Origin of the sequence: Nostoc sp. FACHB-888 (assembly GCF_014696655.1) — a bacterium.
GTDB lineage: Bacteria > Cyanobacteriota > Cyanobacteriia > Cyanobacteriales > Nostocaceae > Nostoc.
Window position 1 is genome coordinate 38,257 of sequence record NZ_JACJQM010000018.1, and the last position, 17,469, is coordinate 55,725.

At 40.9% G+C, this 17,469-nt stretch carries 21 protein-coding genes; 13 read left to right on the plus strand and 8 right to left on the minus strand.

From position 1 onward, the window contains the following. Positions 1-199: 199 nt before the first annotated feature. A complete protein-coding gene (locus tag H6G26_RS13820) occupies positions 200-604 on the plus strand; it encodes a response regulator (protein WP_190729804.1) in 405 nt (134 codons plus the stop codon). A gap of 182 nt (positions 605-786) precedes the next feature. Here the strand turns inward: H6G26_RS13820 and H6G26_RS13825 are convergent, their stop codons facing one another. Continuing rightward, a complete protein-coding gene (locus H6G26_RS13825; protein ID WP_190729805.1) occupies positions 787-1,674 on the minus strand; it encodes a tetratricopeptide repeat protein in 888 nt (295 codons plus the stop codon). 357 nt (positions 1,675-2,031) lie between these two features. Between H6G26_RS13825 and H6G26_RS13830 the strand changes: the two genes are divergently transcribed. The 9 genes from H6G26_RS13830 (at position 2,032) to H6G26_RS13870 (ending at position 11,351) form a co-directional block, all read left to right on the plus strand. After that, a complete protein-coding gene (locus H6G26_RS13830) occupies positions 2,032-2,463 on the plus strand; it encodes a hypothetical protein (RefSeq protein WP_190729806.1) in 432 nt (143 codons plus the stop codon). Between the two features lie 101 nt (positions 2,464-2,564). Next, positions 2,565-4,145 carry an efflux RND transporter periplasmic adaptor subunit gene (locus H6G26_RS13835; RefSeq protein WP_190729807.1) on the plus strand — a complete coding sequence of 527 codons (1,581 nt, stop codon included), beginning with the start codon at positions 2,565-2,567 and terminating at the stop codon, positions 4,143-4,145. Positions 4,146-4,182: 37 nt separating this feature from the next. After that, positions 4,183-5,454: an ABC transporter permease gene (locus tag H6G26_RS13840; protein ID WP_190729875.1), complete on the plus strand. Its 1,272-nt coding sequence runs from the start codon at positions 4,183-4,185 to the stop codon at positions 5,452-5,454. A gap of 131 nt (positions 5,455-5,585) precedes the next feature. Then, positions 5,586-6,257 (plus strand): ABC transporter ATP-binding protein, encoded by a 672-nt coding sequence (locus H6G26_RS13845; protein WP_277883851.1) that lies wholly within the window; start codon positions 5,586-5,588, stop codon positions 6,255-6,257. 172 nt (positions 6,258-6,429) lie between these two features. After that, a complete protein-coding gene (gene tnpA, locus H6G26_RS13850; RefSeq protein ID WP_190729808.1) occupies positions 6,430-6,834 on the plus strand; it encodes an IS200/IS605 family transposase in 405 nt (134 codons plus the stop codon). After that, on the plus strand, positions 6,818-8,026 hold the full coding sequence (gene tnpB / locus H6G26_RS13855; RefSeq protein WP_190729809.1) for an IS200/IS605 family element RNA-guided endonuclease TnpB: 1,209 nt from the start codon (positions 6,818-6,820) through the stop codon (positions 8,024-8,026). Before tnpA ends, tnpB begins: the two co-directional genes overlap by 17 nt. 63 nt (positions 8,027-8,089) lie before the next feature. Continuing rightward, on the plus strand, positions 8,090-9,502 hold the full coding sequence (locus H6G26_RS13860) for a TolC family protein (protein ID WP_190729810.1): 1,413 nt from the start codon (positions 8,090-8,092) through the stop codon (positions 9,500-9,502). A 133-nt stretch (positions 9,503-9,635) separates the two neighbouring features. Continuing rightward, positions 9,636-10,403, plus strand: coding sequence for a methyltransferase domain-containing protein (locus H6G26_RS13865; protein WP_190729811.1), 768 nt, complete (start codon positions 9,636-9,638; stop codon positions 10,401-10,403). Positions 10,404-10,661: 258 nt separating this feature from the next. Beyond that, positions 10,662-11,351, plus strand: a complete 690-nt coding sequence (locus H6G26_RS13870; protein ID WP_190729812.1) for a Uma2 family endonuclease — start codon at positions 10,662-10,664, stop codon at positions 11,349-11,351. A 128-nt stretch (positions 11,352-11,479) separates the two neighbouring features. On the opposite strand, the gene H6G26_RS13875 is transcribed toward H6G26_RS13870, so the two are convergent. Together H6G26_RS13875 and H6G26_RS13880 are read right to left on the minus strand one after the other, a co-directional pair. Continuing rightward, a complete protein-coding gene (locus H6G26_RS13875) occupies positions 11,480-11,776 on the minus strand; it encodes a hypothetical protein (RefSeq protein ID WP_190729813.1) in 297 nt (98 codons plus the stop codon). A 28-nt stretch (positions 11,777-11,804) separates the two neighbouring features. After that, complete coding sequence (locus H6G26_RS13880; RefSeq protein WP_190729814.1) at positions 11,805-12,272, minus strand: VOC family protein; 468 nt, start codon at positions 12,270-12,272, stop codon at positions 11,805-11,807. A gap of 77 nt (positions 12,273-12,349) precedes the next feature. On the opposite strand from H6G26_RS13880, the gene H6G26_RS13885 reads away from it, so the two are divergent. Both H6G26_RS13885 and H6G26_RS13890 read left to right on the plus strand, forming a co-directional pair. After that, positions 12,350-12,823: a DUF4385 domain-containing protein gene (locus H6G26_RS13885; RefSeq protein ID WP_190729815.1), complete on the plus strand. Its 474-nt coding sequence runs from the start codon at positions 12,350-12,352 to the stop codon at positions 12,821-12,823. Between the two features lie 42 nt (positions 12,824-12,865). Next, on the plus strand, positions 12,866-13,258 hold the full coding sequence (locus H6G26_RS13890) for a hypothetical protein (RefSeq protein WP_190729816.1): 393 nt from the start codon (positions 12,866-12,868) through the stop codon (positions 13,256-13,258). 94 nt (positions 13,259-13,352) lie between these two features. Here H6G26_RS13890 and H6G26_RS13895 read toward each other — a convergent pair whose 3' ends face one another. The 3 genes from H6G26_RS13895 to H6G26_RS13905 all read right to left on the minus strand — a co-directional run bounded on the left by H6G26_RS13895 (position 13,353) and on the right by H6G26_RS13905 (position 15,173). Next, entirely contained in the window at positions 13,353-14,372 is a 1,020-nt protein-coding gene (locus tag H6G26_RS13895) for an aldo/keto reductase (RefSeq protein WP_190729817.1), read from the minus strand. Between the two features lie 188 nt (positions 14,373-14,560). Further along, positions 14,561-14,896, minus strand: coding sequence for a cytochrome c6 PetJ (gene petJ, locus H6G26_RS13900; protein WP_190729818.1), 336 nt, complete (start codon positions 14,894-14,896; stop codon positions 14,561-14,563). Positions 14,897-14,948: 52 nt separating this feature from the next. After that, positions 14,949-15,173 (minus strand): hypothetical protein, encoded by a 225-nt coding sequence (locus H6G26_RS13905; RefSeq protein ID WP_190729819.1) that lies wholly within the window; start codon positions 15,171-15,173, stop codon positions 14,949-14,951. Between the two features lie 191 nt (positions 15,174-15,364). Here H6G26_RS13905 and H6G26_RS13910 point away from each other — a divergent pair, with 191 nt between their 5' ends. Continuing rightward, positions 15,365-16,165 (plus strand): histidine kinase, encoded by an 801-nt coding sequence (locus tag H6G26_RS13910; protein WP_190729820.1) that lies wholly within the window; start codon positions 15,365-15,367, stop codon positions 16,163-16,165. A gap of 505 nt (positions 16,166-16,670) precedes the next feature. On the opposite strand, the gene H6G26_RS13915 is transcribed toward H6G26_RS13910, so the two are convergent. Both H6G26_RS13915 and H6G26_RS13920 read right to left on the minus strand, forming a co-directional pair. Then, positions 16,671-16,862 carry a YqaE/Pmp3 family membrane protein gene (locus H6G26_RS13915; protein ID WP_094353212.1) on the minus strand — a complete coding sequence of 64 codons (192 nt, stop codon included), beginning with the start codon at positions 16,860-16,862 and terminating at the stop codon, positions 16,671-16,673. Positions 16,863-17,007: 145 nt separating this feature from the next. Then, positions 17,008-17,406: a phage holin family protein gene (locus H6G26_RS13920; protein WP_190729821.1), complete on the minus strand. Its 399-nt coding sequence runs from the start codon at positions 17,404-17,406 to the stop codon at positions 17,008-17,010. Positions 17,407-17,469: the final 63 nt, after the last annotated feature.

Below are 17,469 nucleotides of genomic sequence, written 5' to 3' on the forward strand. Positions count from 1 at the left end.
AGTATCATCCTTGATGACAGGATGTACATTGACTATTAAAAAGGAAACAGATAGCAGGTAGCTGTTTTAATCGAATGATATGCTGCACACTTAATTTGTATAGACTCCATAGCCAGGATACTTGCCATGACTGCATTTTCTCATTTTTGATTTTGAATTGCCTAATCCCGTTACCTCTACCTCTATAACTAAAATTCTCATGAAAACTGTTTTAATTGTCGAAGACGATCTAATTAATGCTCGCGTTTTTTCCAAGATTTTGTCCAAACGTGGCGGCTTGGGAGTGAAACACACTGAAAATGTCGAAGAAGTAATAAAAATTGCCCAATCAGGAGAAGCCGACCTGATTTTGATGGATGTTTCTCTGTCTAGAAGTGTTTACCAAGGTAAGTCTGTTGATGGAATCAAAATTACACAAATGTTAAAATCTGACCCAAAAACAGCAAACTTACCTGTTATTTTGGTGACAGCACATGCTATGGAAGGCGATCGCGAAAACTTTCTCAAACAAAGCGGTGCTGATGGCTACATTTCTAAGCCAGTTGTTGACCATCAGCAGTTTGTTGACCAAATCATCGCATTTCTACCCACAGACGACTGTTGAGAATTGACGACTTATTTCAGGAATACTCGTCCGCAAACGTTTTTGGGCGACTAGCTCCTGTTTTTATTTAGTATAGATGTACTACGAAAAGGTACTGTTAGGCAAGTGGTAATAGGAAAGTTATGAGTTATGAGTTGAAATATTTACTTTTAACTCTTAACTCCTAACTCCTAACTCCTATATTATTGGGTAGGTTGTTGTTCAGGGGCTGATGATGAATTTTCTCGTTGCTGTAAGGCTGCTTGAATACGGGGTAATTCTAGGAATTTTTTCGTATCAGACAGTAGCCGATCGCCCCAGAGATTTTCTTTGAGGAAATCCAAATTAGCATAGCGCGAATCGATGCGGAGTGCGGCTTCTCCGAAGGTTAGTCCTTGTTGGCGCTCGCCTTTAGTATACAGTGCCACTGCCAAAGCCAATAAAGGTTCTGCGGCTTGTTTATCAAGGGTTACAGCAGATTGCCACTGCTTAATCGCTTCGGGGATATTACCCTGTTCGTAGTTGATTAAGCCAATATTGTTGAGCGCCGGCCAGAATTTTTTATCTTGAGAGACTGCTGTGTTGTACTGCGTAATTGCATCTGGCAACCGACCCAGCAGAAAGTAAGCATTACCCAAATTAAACAACCCCTCTGGATCGTTGGGTTTTAACTTCAAACCATCTTGGTAATTGACAACAGCTGCTTGGTAATTTTTTTGCTGAAAATTAGCGGAACCCATAGCAAACAAAATATCACCATTTTTGGGGTTGATAGATTGCGCTTTTTTCAGGCTAGCGATCGCTGCGTCAAACTCTTTGGTTTGCAGTTGCAATCCACCTAAGAGCAACCACACCTTATCATTCTTCGGAGCTAGTTGACTAGCCAGCCGCGCTCGTGGCAAAGCTAATTCAACCTGTTGAAACTGAGCTAGTTGAGCCGCCTCTTGTGCCAAGCTCAACCCCTGCTTCTCTAACTTTGTTGCATCTAATTGCAGTGTATGGGGTATTAATGCCTGCGCGTTAGCGGCTTTTGGCATACTCCACAAACTACAGGCCATTAGAAAAGAAATCAAACGAACATATTTAGGCACACTACCGCCTTTAAGCCACTAATCAAAGAATCTTTCAGCTAGCTTAAACGATCTCCGCTATTGACGGCAGTAAAATCTTACAAACAAAGGCAGGAGGGAGGAACAAAGAAGTATTAACAGAAACCTTAATTCCCGTTGTCCTCTCAGTTCCCATTAAAAACTAATGACTTTGGTCATACATCAGTCTGGAATTACTAATGACTTTGGTCATACATAGGCTGGGACTTTTTGATCAATAATTATAATGTATGAATTTATACGAAGAGTTAAATATTATCAAAACAAAAGCAACTGTCTAAGATTGCTGAATCCAAACCTCAGCAGAATAGAACTTTAATGCAATAAGGAGTTAATTCCGTGTTGAAACCAAACCGTGTATCGATAGGTTTAGCTGCTGCTGCGCTGATTGTTGTTCCCATTCTTTTGGCTGCGCCTGCAATTGCACAGACGAAAGTTTACGTTGTTGGCAATCGCAATCAGAACTGGGATCGCAACAGCAGACGCAACTATAGAGAAGTCAGAAACCCCAGAGATAGGCGTAATTGGAACCGTAATAACCAACCCCATAGCAGAGTAGTCAGACTTCGTAATGGTGACATCAGACATCCCAATGGGCAAATTACTCCTGCTAGATCCGTAGTTAGATTGCGTAATCAAGGTTATTTCAGACTTCCTAACGGGGATATTCTTGTTCCCAGTCAAGAAATTGTTCCATCTAGGAGATTAGTTAGAGTTCGTGATAATTATTTCAGACTTCCTAGTGGATTGATACTGCAAATAAACCTTTAAAACACTAAAAACTCAAAATAATTGTCAGTATAGGGCTACCAGGCTATAGTTTTAGCCGTGAAAAATTAGCTTGGTAACCATTCTTTTTAAATAAAATAGATATGAAAATTGATACATCCAAGACCGTAGATTCATCAATTTTGGTTCCAGAGGTAAAGCAAAAAAAGAGCAGACGTAATTGGCTGTCTTGGTTAATTGCTTTTTGTCTCTTGGGTGGAATTGGCTATGCAGTTTACTATCAAGTAACTGTTGTTTCCCGGCAAGAAGCCAGCCGTCGAGTGCTGACAAGACCTGTACAAAGGCAGAGTTTAACAATCACAGTTTCAGCCAACGGAACAGTCAAGCCTGAGCGGTCAATTAACCTCAGCCCTAAAAATTCAGGCATCTTGAAAACACTGCTAGCTAAGGAAGGGGATATTGTCAAACAAGGACAGATTGTCGCTTATATGGATGATTCCAACCTGCGGGGGCAACTCACCTCTGCTCAAGGACAATTGGCACAAGCCGAGGCGAATTTGCAAAAAGCGATCGCAGGTAATCGCCCTCAAGATATTGCTCAAGCACAAGGAGCATTAGACGAAGCCCAGGCGAATTTGCAAAAGGTACAAGCAGGCAATCGCTCTCAAGAGATTGCCCAAGCACAGGCACGCTTGCAAAGCGCTCAAGCCGCCCTTCGCCAAGCAGAAGATGATTTTGTCCGTAATCAACAACTTTACAATGCAGGCGGTATTTCCCTTCAGACTCTTAACCAAATCCGTGCCACTCGTGACAGCGCTCAAGCTAGTGTAAATGAAGCACAGCAAGCACTAGGGTTGCAAAAAGCTGGGTCACGTCCAGAAGACATCGAACAAGCACAAGCTGTCGTGAAGCAGAGACAACAAGCTTTGGCACTTGTGAAAGCCGGAACGCGCCAAGAAGATATTGACGCAGCCCGCGCCCAGGTAACATCTGCTCGTGGCTCCCTACAAAACATCCAAGCCCAAATCAATGACACGGTAATTCGTGCCCCTTTTGATGGGGTGGTGACAAAAAAGTTTGCTGATCCCGGCGCTTTCGTGACACCCACAACTGCTAGTAGTGAAGTAGCTTCCTCTTCTTCTTCTTCAATCTTGTCTTTAGCTTCAACAAATGAAGTTGTCGCAAGTTTAGCGGAAACAAATATTTCCAAAATCCGCCTTGGTCAAAAAGTCTCAATTCAAGCAGATGCCTACCCAGGAAAAACCTTTGAAGGTAAAGTTAGTCAAATTGCTGCCCAAGCAATAGTAGAGCAAAATGTTACCAGTTTTGAAGTGAGAGTATCACTTTCAGATCCTCAAAGGCTACTGCGATCTGGAATGAATGTAGAAGTAGATTTTCAAGTTGGTCAAGTTGAAAATGTTCTAGTAGTGCCAACTGCCTCAGTAGTGCGCCAAGACAATGCCACAGGTGTGTTTGTGGCTGGAGCAAATAATAAACCTGTGTTTACTCGCATCGAGACTGGCGTTACCGTGAATAACTTCACCGAAGTTAAGTCTGGATTGACAGGAAACGAGAGAGTATTACTGAGTTTTCCACCAGGATCACGTCCGCAATCAACACCACGAGGAGGAGTTTTTCCTGGTTTAGGAGGAGGAGGAAGAGGAGCTGGCGGCGGAAGAGGAACTGGTGGTGGCGGAAATCGTTCAGGCGGTGGTTCCCCTTAAGGAAGAAATGAGTTTTAAATGAAACCTTATGTTTAAGATATTTAAGGGCTTTTATAAAGCTAAGAAGACCCGCACAGTACCGTTGCTGGAAATCTTGACAATGGCGGCAGAGACTCTGTGGAGTAACAAATTACGCACAGGTTTAACTATGTTGGGCGTGATTATTGGAATTTCCTCAGTTATTGCCATTACTTCTGTCGGTCAGGGAGTGCAAAAGGGGGTTGAGCAACAGATACAAGCGTTGGGTACAGATGTGATCCAAATCTTGGCGGGTGCTGCAAGAAGCGGGAATGTTAGACAAGGAGTAGGTTCTAGCAGCACCTTGACCTGGGAAGATGCAAAGGCGATCGCTACACAAGCACCATCAGCACAGATTGTTTCTGCTTATCTCCAACGGACTGCCCAGGTTGTATATGCAGGACAGAATACCTCAACAACCATTTATGGCACAGATTTGAACTACCCAGAAGTGAGAAATACCCACCCTCAGCAAGGGAGGTATTTTACTCAGGAAGAATTAGATACTGCCGCACAGATGGCCATTCTTGGCCCTACAGTTCAAAGCACACTCTTCGGACAAGGTGTAAATCCTATCGGCGAGAGAATTCGTATTCAGGGAGAAGCTTACGAAGTGATTGGGGTGATGGAACCTAAAGGTTCTCAGGGGCCGATGGATCGAGATGACCAGATTTTCATTCCTCTAACTAGTATGTCCAAAAGGCTAGTTGGTAACAATGCCCTGGTAGGCGTTTCTGTAAATGGAATTTTAGTCAAAGGTGCTAATCAGGAGGAGTTAGAAGCCGCTCAGTTTCAAGTCACCAATCTCTTACGGCTACGTCACAACATTTATCCGCCACAAGCTGATGATTTTCGGCTGACCAATCAAGCCGATATTATTAGTACCTTCACTAATGTTGTGGGTTTATTTACAGTGATGGTAGTGGCGATCGCTGGCATTTCGTTAGTGGTTGGCGGAATTGGTATTGCCAATATTATGCTGGTTTCCGTAGTTGAACGGACGCGAGAAATCGGGATTCGCAAAGCCGTAGGAGCCACCAATTCTGCAATACTGAATCAATTTTTAGCTGAAGCGATCGTGATTTCCATTGCTGGTGGAGGTATTGGGATGGCGACTGGCGTTTTATTAGCCTTTATAGCTGCAAACATTTTCAAATTTCCCTTTGTTATTTCTTTCTTGTCGATCATTGCTGGCTTTGGACTCTCGTTAACCGTTGGCTTAATCGCTGGGGTGATTCCAGCACGGAATGCCGCCAAATTAGATCCAATTACCGCTTTGAGAAGCGACTAATAGCGCAAGGCGGAAATCAAAAGTTAAAAGTCAAAAGGCAAAAGTGTTATGGAATAAACTCTTTAGAGATTTTAAATGTTTTAAATGGTTGCTCTATTTACGCCGTGGTGTACTAGATATTCGTAATTTATATGACAACGATGATTTGGATGGAATCTATTACCAAAACCTATTACTTGGGAGAGGTTAGTGTTCCAATCCTCAAGGGAATTGAACTTTCCATCGAGGAAGGGGAATATGTGTCGATTATGGGTGCGTCAGGTTCAGGTAAATCCACGCTCATGAATATTTTGGGATGTCTGGATCGTCCTACAACTGGAGACTATATTTTTGAAGGCAGAAACCTGACGACTTTTGATGATGATGAATTAGCCTATATCCGCAACCAAAGAATAGGTTTTGTTTTCCAACAATTTAACCTATTGGCACGGGCAACAGCGCTGGAAAACGTCATGTTGCCAATGGTTTACGCTAACTTAGCGAAACCAAAACGCCGTGAAAGGGCATTAGAAGCTCTGGAAAAAGTAGGGCTAGAGGCACGCATATCTAACCGTCCTAGTCAGCTTTCTGGGGGACAACAACAACGAGTAGCGATCGCTCGTGCTTTGGTCAACCGACCTGCATTAGTTTTAGCAGATGAGCCAACAGGAGCTTTAGATACTGAAACTTCCCATGAGGTGATGAGTTTGCTGACAGAACTCAATGACCAGGGTATCACAATTGTGATTGTCACTCATGAGCCAGATATAGCTGCTCAAACCAAAAGGATTATTCGAGTTCAGGATGGTTTGATTGTCGGCTAATTTGTTAATATCAACCTTTAGAGGGAGAATTTAAGACTTAAATCTCTGTAGTCAATCAGGATGAAAACTTTTGATTTCTGCAAGCCGCACACTCATGACTAGAAGTCATGAGTTAGGTACTCTATATTTCCATATTTTTATTCTTATGGTCATGCACATGGTAAGATAAAGTATGGAAGTAAAACACGGTAGAGGCTGCGTTTATGCAATTGAATATCATATCGTATGGTGTGTTAAGTATAGACACAAGGTACTGAAGGATGGAATAGCTGAGTTTCTGAAAGAGGTTCTAATTGAGACGGCAATTATCTATAAATTTAAAGTCGAGAGTCTTGAGGTAGTAGAAGATCATGTTCATGTTTTAGTATCTGCAACGCCTCAACACACTATTCCGAATATAGTCAAAATGTTAAAAGGAATATCAGCTAGAAAGCTATTTTTAAAATTTCCCGAACTCAAAAAAAAGTTGTCGGGAGGTCATCTTTGGAATCCTTCATATTTTGTAAGTACTGTTTCAGAAAATACAGAAGCACAAATTAAGAGATACATAGAAAACCAAAATGCAGAAAGCGTTTAAAGTTACACTCATTCCTAACCACAACCAAGAAGTCTTAATTAATAAGAGTATTGGTTGTGCGAGGTTTGTGTATAACCACTTTCTAGCATTAAATCAAGAGCTATACCAGACTGAGCAAAAAACGTTAAACTATAACGCTTGTAGTCAGCGATTAACTCTACTCAAAAAAGAAGTTGAATGGCTCCAAGAGGTAGATAAGTTTGCCTTACAAAACTCACTTAGGAATTTAGAGACAGCGTACAAAAACTTTTTTGCTGATTTAAAGAAAATTAAAGGTAGAAAAAACGTAGGTTTTCCTAAATTCAAAAAGAAGCATGGGGGTAAGCAGTCTTACAAAACCAACATAACCAACGGCAATATTCAGGTAATCGAGAATCGTTTAAAGCTTCCCAAGCTAGGATGGGTAAAGTTTCATAAATCTCAAGAAATTACTGGGAAGCTTGTAAACGTTACCATTACTCGCACTTCCAGAGGTAAATATATTGCTAGTATCCTGTGCGAAACTGAGGTAGAGAAATATCCCCAGGTAACACAGAATATTGGATTGGATTTGGGGATTAAGTCCTATCTTGTTACAAGCGTTGGTGAAGTTGTAAATAACCCCAAATATTACAGAACTCAAACTCGTAAGTTACGCTCATGCCATAAGAAACTATCCCGTAGTATAAAAGGTAGTAATAACCGAGTCAAAGCGAAAATCAAGCTGGCTCGTACCTATGAACGAATTACGAATCTGAGAGATGACTTTTTGCACAAGCTGTCAACTTGGTTAATCAAAGAAAACAGTGTTATCTGTATCGAGGATTTGCGAGTTGCCAACATGGTAAAGAACCATAAATTAGCTTTGAGCATTTCAGACGCTAGTTGGTCTAAGTTCGTTACCATGCTTGAATATAAAGCCTTATGGCATGACAGAATTGTGCAGAAAGTTGCTACGCTTTATCCTTCGTCTCAGACTTGTAATTGTTGTGGTTTTGTTAATCCACTAGTTAAAGATTTAAAGCTACGCGAATGGTTTTGCCCACAATGTAGTATTTACAATCTAAGAGACAATAACGCAGCTTTGAACATATTGAGTGAGGGATTAAGATTAATAGCCGCCGTGGGTATCCCGGAGGCTCTAAACGCCTGTGAAGAACTTGTAAGTCCTGAATTACTTCAGGCAGAGAGCGTTGAAGCAGGAATCGCGTGACTTCTTGTCATGCGAGGTTCAATGTATCCTCAAAGAAACCTAATTAATGACTACATCTAGATTATGAATTTCAGCTTATTCTTCGTACATTTTACCTGGGTTAGCGTAGTGAGCGCTATTCTGCTTCCAACTTTGGCAAGTGCAGCGAATCCCCCAGAACCGCAGAATTCCTCAAGCACTGTAAAGGTTCCCAATAACCTCAACCCCAATCCTAATCCTCTCCAATTGCCTACCAAACCAGAGGAAGTAAAGATTCAGGGAACTGTGCCAATCAGTTTGGCACAAGCTTTGGAACTAGCAAAACGCAATAATCAAGACTTACAAGTAGCCATATTAGAGCTAGAACGCAGTCGCTCGGCGCTACGTGAGTCTCAAGCCGCCTTGCTTCCTAATGTTAATATTGACAGCAGTTTGACTAATCGTGGTAATGGTTTTACTAGCAGATCATCCCAAGCTAGCACCTCTTTTAATGGTTCAGCACAACTGAATTATGACCTCTATACTTCCGGGAACCGACAAGCTAATATCCAAGCGGCCGAGGAACAGCTACGGATAGATCAATTAGATGTTGAGAATGCATCTCAGGAAATCGAGCTGAATGTCACGACTGAATATTACGATTTACAACAAGCAGATGAACAAGCACGAATTAATCGGTCTGCTGTGGAGAATGCCCAGGCTAGTTTGCGAGATACTCAAGCCAGAGAACAGGCTGGAGTGGGTACGCGGTTCGATGTGCTGCAAGCTCAGGTGAATTTAGCAAACGCCCAACAACAACTGACTGATTCTCTTTCGGAGCAACAAATTGCCCGTCGTCGGTTAGCAACTCGGTTAAGTTTGGCACAGTCGGTTAATATCACTGCGGCAGATCGGGTACAATTAGCCGGTCTTTGGCAGCCAACGCTAGAAGAAACTATTGTCCGAGCCTTTCAAAATCGTCCAGAACTGCAACAGCAATTAGCACAACGTAACATTGGTGAGCAACGGCGGCGACAAGCACTTTCACAGTTAGGGCCGCAAATTAGTTTGGCAGGTAACTACAATCTGCAAGATCAGTTCGATGATGGCATTAGCATTAATGATAGCTATTCATTGGGACTCGACGGAAATTTAACTTTGTTTGATGGAGGAGCGGCAAGAGCAAGGGCGGCTCAGTCGAGAGCTAATATTGCGATCGCAGAGTCTCAATTTGGTAGCCAGCGCGACCTAATTCGCTTTGATGTAGAACAGTACTATTCTCAATTGCAATCCAATTTAAATAATGTGCAGACTTCTAGTGTGGCTTTAAATCAAGCCAGTGAAGCTCTGAAGTTAGCAAGGCTGAGGTTCCAAGCTGGTGTGGGTACTCAAACAGAGGTGATTGATGCTGAAAATGACCTGACAAGAGCAGAAGGTAATCGAGTCACAGCTATTTTGGATTACAATCGCGCTCTAGCTAATTTGCAAAGAGCAGCCACTTCTAGGCCTTCGCGCTGATGTCAAATCATTAAATAAATTCAAGCTGCTAGTCGTTTTTGGGTAGAAGCTGGTTGGCATCCGCCGCAATTTCATCCCTATCAAGAATAAGATGAATGGGTAAAACTTAGATTTGATTAAACTACAAAAAAGGATGAGTTATAACTACAAACTTAAAATCTTACCTTTTATAGTAATTTTCTTGTTAATAGTAGAATGCTTGCTAGTTTACCCAACTTCCATAGTAAGAGCAGATTCTTTATCGACCCCATACGAACAGCGGATAATCCATAGTCCAGATGGTATCGGCAAATATTACATGGGCCGAGAAATCGCCAAAGTTATGGGATACACAGGCGCTGTGTGGCTAGAACGTCCAAGCCGAGAGGGAGAGGAACAGCCAAGTAAAATAGTCAGCCTCCTCAACCTAAAACCTAACGATGTAGTGGCCGATATTGGCGCTGGTACAGGTTACTTAAGCTTTCGCATTGCACCTCTATTAACAGCAGGTAAAGTATTGGCTGTAGATGTTCAACCAGAAATGTTGGAAATAATTGAGTTATTCAAAAAAGAGAAAAATATCACTAATGTTGAGCCTGTTTTAGCAACCCTTAGTGACCCAAACTTACCATCTGAAAGTATCGATTTGGGATTGATGGTAGATGCTTATCATGAACTTGAGTATCCCCAAGAAGTGATGCAAGGAATTGTGAAAGCGCTTAAACCAGGTGGCCGGGTGGTGCTGGTTGAATATCGTGGCGAAAATCCCTTTATTATGATTAAAGGTCTGCACAAGATGACTCAAAAGCAAGTCCGTAAAGAAATGCAAGCCGTTGGTTTGGTTTGGCGTGAGACTAAAAACTTGTTACCTCAACAGCATTTAATAATATTTGAAAAACCTGATTCTAGCGATTTTAGTTGATTCTGAACTTACTTCCATCCCTTTCTCCTAAAAGGAGAGAAGCTTTGATACTTACTCCCATTCCCTCTCTTCTCTACGAGAGCATTCTCTTTCAGAGACGCGAACGCCAACGAGACGCTGCGCGAATGTAGGGAAGGGGCTGGGGGTTAGGTCTGTATTGAACTCAACCCAGAAGCGCTATATAGTAATTTAGTAAATCTGTAGAAAAATATGCACCAAGCGATAATAAAGTAAGACTCCTTGCCAGAGCAGAAAATCATGGTCAACCTATCACTCAAGCAACGAATTCCTCCTTTAGAAAATGGCGATCGCCTCACTCGCTGCGAATTTGAACGACGATATCAAGCAATGCCCCGTCATCAAAAGGCAGAATTAATTGAAGGAGTTGTATATTTGGCATCCCCATTACGCTTTGAAAGCCACGCTGAACCACATGGCCATCTAATAGGTTGGTTATGGACATACCAAATTGCTACTCCTGGTGTGAGATTGGGAATTGAGCCAACAGTTCGCTTAGATAGAGACAATGAACCGCAGCCAGATGGGGTGCTATTAATCACACCAACAGCTAAGGGACAATCTCGTTTTAGCGATGATGATTATATAGAAGGTGCGCCAGAACTCGTAATAGAAATAGCAGCTAGCAGTGTTGCTATTGATTTACATGACAAGAAAAAAGTCTATGGTCGGAATGGGGTAAAAGAATATATTGTTTGGCAAATATTTGAAAACAAATTAGATTGGTTTAGTCTGCAACAAGGAGAATACGTGTCCTTACAAGTGGACGCAGATGGAATTATCAAAAGTCAAATATTCGCTGGTTTGTGGTTGTCAATGTCAGATTTACTTGCTGGTAATATGCAGCAAGTATTGGCTGTGTTGCGGTTGGGATTAAATTCGCCAGAACATCAAAGGTTTGTGCGGCAATTGTCTGGAGAAGAAAGATAGTGGAATTAATTCGTAATACTCGCCTCCGGCGAGAAGCAAGCTACGTAATTCGTAATTATTCGATAGAAGACAGGTGGTTACTCTGCACCATTAATTACGAATTATTTGGTTACAGCATTTTTCTGGTATCACTCTATTTTTTTGGGAATGAGACTGGCGCTTTTGGTTGCACTATCCCAAACAATCCAGCTAATAGAATTATCTAAATCATCGGGGCTATTTGAAACTTTGAAATATAACTTTTCTTCGCCTTTAGTTTCAACAGCAAAGTCGGCATTTTGAGCATAAACCACGATAAAACCTTTGTCTCGCAAACAATACATCGCCCAGGCTTTCAATGATTGCTTGTATGGTTCGTGTGGAATTGGCGGTTTTTTGATTGTGTCTTCAATTAGTTTAAATATTTGCGTGACTTTTGCGGTCATAGTAGATACTTTTGTTATTACCTTTAAGTTAACTAGGTTCTGGATCGCAACGAATTTCAATCATAAAGCCATCTGGATCGTAAAAATACACACCTCTACCAGTAGGACGAGTGACTGGGCCATGTGCGATCGCTATTTTATTTTCTCTGATCACTGTCACCGCTTGCTCAAATAACTGCGGATCGATATCAAAGGCCAGATGGTACGCTCTGGTGAATGTCTTCTCTGGATTGGGATCTGGTGGTGATAATTCTGGTTCCCCAAATAAATCGAGTATCGTTCCATCCGGGGTGATGAAGTTGGCTACTTTCCCCGATGCGACAAGTTCCGTCAGAGTTGCGGGTACTTCGTCGCCTGTGAGTTCGTGCAAACCCAGGATTGTGCCATAAAAATAGCGGGAAGCTTGCATATCCTGGACGTTGAGGGCTATGTGATGCACTTTACGCAGATTTCCTGGCGCAAGGACACTGTTCGCGGATTGGGTGCTAGATAGCATAATAAAACAAAATTTCCCTACAGAGATAGAAGCTCGACTTCTTTCTTAAAGTTTATTATTCATAATAAACACTTAGCATGGCTTTTGATTATTCTTTAGACTTTAAAAATATCGATTTTCGCCAACATCCTGAACTCTATCGTGTTGGCAAGGGTGAGCAGGGTGTACTTTTGGTTGAACCATACAAATCAGAAATTCTTCCCTACTGGCGGTTCAAAACTCCTGAGATTGCTAGAGAATCGAGTGAAAAAATCTACGAGATGTTTCTTGATTATTTAGAGAAAGATGATTTTGTCGGCGCAGATATGGCACGGAAGTTTATCCAAATGGGTTATACTCGCTCTCGCCGTTATGCTAATCATAAAAGCGGCAGGAAGTATAAACAAAATTCGGAAGATTCAGGTTCCAAAAAAGAGATTCTTCCTTATGAAGTAGACCCAGTTAAAGCGGAATCAGCAGCAATATTTAAAGCTAAGTGGATAGAAGCAAAGACAAATGACAAATATCAAAAGCTTTTAGCCAAACATAAACAGATGTATGAAGCAGATTAATAACCTTCGTAGGTGCGTTAGGAACATAAAGCACCTTCTAAGATGTTTTTACTGCGTTATGCTGTCGCTAACATACTCTACCAAACAGCCGATGAGTCTTTTATACTCGCAAACGAGTCTTTTATACTCGTGAATGAGGCTTTGATACTCGCCGACGAGTCTTTGATGCTCGTGAATGAGTCTTTTATACTCGCCGACGAGTCTTTTATACTCGTGAATGAGGCTTTGATACTCGCCGACGAGTCTTTGATGCTCGTGAATGAGTCTTTTATACTCGCCGACGAGTCTTTGATGCTCGTGAATGAGTCTTTTATACTCGCTGACGAGTCTTTGATGCTCGTGAATGAGTCTTTTATACTCGCTGACGAGTCTTTGATACTCGTGAATGAGTCTAGAGGACTGATTGCAGAAACTTTTTACATTGCCACGAATTAATTTAAGATTAACGCGATCGCATTTCCTCTCTGGGCAGCCTAACGACAATCATAGTTGCTTATCGCCATACCTGAACCAGCATCAACGTTAATGGTTATCGCCGATATTCGTCGCCACAATCGCCGATTAGCTGATACAAATCTCGTGACTGGTGAGATACTGCACTGATGCGATCGCGATCGTCTGCATCTAAACTAAAACTAAATACTTTAGCGTTATCTTCGATATGTTCAGATACGCCAAGTCTGGCACCAACTATCACACCTCCCACAGTTGGCTGATCTAAAATGTAACGCACTGCTACGTTAGAAATGCTGACCCCATGCTTATTAGCAATTTCCTTTAGGATAGCCAGCAACTCTTGAAATAATTGCCAACCACCCCAAGCATCGAGCATATTTTTATATTTTTTCAAACTAGCAGTGGACAAATCAAATCCTCGTGGTTCAGGTTTGCCCAAATAGTTTTCTGATAACAAACCGCCGCACAATGTACCGTAAGTAAAAAGCTTTATGTCATGCTGTTGACAAAACTCCATCATATTAACTTCGGGGCGGCGGTCAACCAGAGAAAATTGCACTTGGTTAGAAACAATTTTGATACCTGCTTCGGTAATAATCTTCAGGTTTTCTGTGTCAAAATTAGTTAAACCTAAATGCTTAATTTTTCCCTCAGTCTGAAGCTCTGCCATATATTTGAGGGCATCCAGGTAATTTCTATCTTGATATTCCCACCAATGGAATTGCATCAAATCTAACGATTCCACATTCATCCTTCTCAAGGAAATATCAATATTTTCCTCAACCAGTTTCTTGGTCATTTTGCCTGGACGAGGAACCCATTTTGTAAAGGCTTGTACCTGAGATAAAGCATCTTTCCCTCGAGTATCAATTAGTTGACAGCGAAACTCACCAATAAAGTCTTCAGCCGGGCCATAATGGTCTGCTAAATCCCAAGTGGTAAAGCCTGCATCTAAATATTTGAACATAGTCTCGATGGCAGCTTGGGGATTTATCCGTCCGTGTGCGCCAGAGACTTGCCACATCCCATTTAATATGCGGCAGATGTTCAAATCGGGAGTAAATTGGAAACGGCTAGCTGTGGGTAAGTTCATTTTCAAATTTAGGAGGGAGAAGTTAAGAGTTAGGAGTTAGAAGTGAGAAGAGTTAATAATTAGTGAGTTTACAAGCTGTTTTTACAGCCTTTTTAACTTTTCTACTTTATTATGAATGATTTAAGGCTGCTAGAGCTAATAACTACTAAAGTTTTAACTCCTACCTCTTAATTCTCGACTCATAAATTTTAACGCCAGTCTTTTCCAGCTTCTTCAAGAACGTAAGCAGCAACATCTTGGATTTGCTGTTCAGTGAGGCGTTCTTTGTAGGCTGACATATTATTTTTACCATTGGTAACTATAGATGTAACCGCCTCTATTGAATCCATACCATACTTTTTCAGCGCTTGCTTTTTAAGATTTTTACCTCGCCTGATTATATTGCTGCCGTTGATATGACAACCAGCACAATGAACACTAAATATTTGTTCACCGTTGACTGTGTCTGCTGCACTAGCAGGTAAATTAAAACTGCTTATCAATAACAAAAATGTTACTAACACTAATGTGAGTAATTTTTTCAATTCACTTCTCCCTTTGACATACTAGTTGTAGGTATTAGTGCCATAAGTAATACTACAAAGATTCAAAGTCAGTTGTAAATCCAGCAAAATTTGCACAATCTTCTTGAAAAGCTTCTGCATCATTAACATCTTCAATTTTGTAGGACATGATGCGTGTGCCATCTGGCTTTTTTTTGGAACTAATCAATTCACCTTGATATTTCTCTGCGATCGCTTTAAATTCAGTACCATACTGTTTCCAAGCATCATCTGAACAAGTAATATTTACTTGCCACATATTTTTATCTCAATTACTACCAACAAATATCAATCATCTCACGAATGGGCATAATGCTACACATCACCTCCTTAGGGTTATCATTTTCTATCTAAAGAAAGTGCCGAGCATTATCAGACTACGCCATAATAGGTGTGTGGGAACATATCTAGAAAATTTTATCCAAATTAGTTAAATCCCAAGAGTTAAAAATGCCTAACAATATCAAACAACAAATTCAAGCAGACCTGCAACAAGCTAAAGAAACTGGACAATTAAGAACTGAACGGATTCGAGAAATTGTGAAATCCGCAGTTTCTCAAGTAGCTTCTGAGTTTAAACAAGGCTCAGGTGAAGTTCGTAGTCTTGTTAAAGATGCTGTTTATGCTGTAATTGAAAACTTCCAAGAAAAAGGTAGCGAACTCAAAGATGAAGTGACAGCTTCCATTGAAGGCGCACTAGAAGGGATTAATAGCAAAAGACACGAAACCATTGCTCAAACTCAGACAGATATAAAGAGGCTACAGGCTCAACTCGATGGTGAAGAGGAACAACTCCAGCAAGAAGTTGATGTAATTTTGGCAGAGATTGAAGAGACAGGTAGGGAAAAACCTGCTAGTACCAAAACTGCAATTGATTCTGCTGTTAATGCCCTTAAGGATAGTGAAGAAGCAGGATTGTTAAAGAAACGTTACGCCCAACTGCAAGCGCAGCTAGCCATTGTTCGAGCTAACTTAGCTGCACGCTATGGCGGACGTAATATGGAGGTTCAAGATTATCTAGACGAGGCTAAACACTGGTATGATAAGGCTCGTCCCCAAGCAGAATCTATGGCTGTACAGGTAGAAGAAAAGCGATCGCAGCTAGAAGATAAACTGGGAGAAGCTGGTACATCTCTAGCAAGAAAAGAGCGCCAAATCAAACAAACGTTAAGGGAGTTACTCTTAACGGCGGCTGACTTATTCAAAGATAAGGACGCTGCTACTAAAGAGCGGGATACTATTCATAAATAGACTGGACTCTCTTTTGACAAAATACTGATACATATAGATAGATTGTTGTAGGGGCGCGGATATTACCAGCGTCCCTACAAACGTATTAATGTCATTATTAAATAATCAGTTTCTGTAGAATGTGTTATGCCAAAGCTTAACGCACTGCTTGATAAGCTGAAAAAATCTAAACTTCACAATCTAATTAAATCAAAATCTTTCTTAAGGATATCCAAAAATTAAATTACTTAATTCCTGTGTCGAATACAACTGTCTGATTTCTTCTTCCCCTGCTCACCAAAGCGATTGATTATTTTTTTATTTGGAATTCCCTTGTGGGGTGGGCAGCGTTTGACTGATTTAGACTGAGCCTTATCCAAGTAGCGCTCACGCCGAATTTTTGCCCGCCCTAATTATGTAAATTAAATGTAGAATAGCTTATCAATTATACTAAAAACTAAAATGGTGCGTTAGGCTTTAGCCTAACGCACCCTACTTAAGATTCACTAAAATTTATCTTGTGTATTTAGTAAATATTCCCTTCTCTATTGAGTTGTTCATCATGTTTGGCAATGACCCAAATTGCATGAATACTACCGGGTAGCCAACCTAGAACTGTGAGCAAGATGTTAATAAACAGAGTTGGACCAACTCCAACGGTGAGGAAAACGCCTAAGGGAGGCACTAACAAACCTAGAAGAAAACGAACTAATTTCATGATTTTGCTGTATTTTGTGATTTTCTTTAATTACATTCTGATAAAGATACCGAATTAGGAAATCTACCTAATGAATTATCTTAATTCAGAGATTTTATATGGAGTAGAAACAGAATATAATTAATATTTCTACTCCTACTGATACTTATCTAGAGGGTAACTGATCTTGGCTTTTAATATCACCACTGCCAGTTAAAAGATTTTTTTCAACAAAGTAGTTGTTAATTAAGGTATTAGCGAAGGTAAGAATTACTGGACCAAGAAGGAAACCAATAATTCCGCGAACTGCGAACCCAGGAACTAATACTGCTGCTAACCAGAAACACAAACCGTTTACGACGAGCGAAAATGCTCCAAACGATAGAAAGTTAAGTGGTAAAGAAAGAGTAGACAGAATTGGTTTAACTGAACCGTTAATTAGACCAATTACTAAAGCAGCAATCATAGCTGCGGGAAAATTAGCAATATTAACGCCTGGAACAACTAAATCAACAATCAACAGGCTCAAAGCTGTAGCTAGGGCGGTTAATAATGGTGTTAACATTTTTTCTTACCTAATCACTAAAGATTTTTTGTAACTTCTTATCTCATCTTTAACTATGCGCTA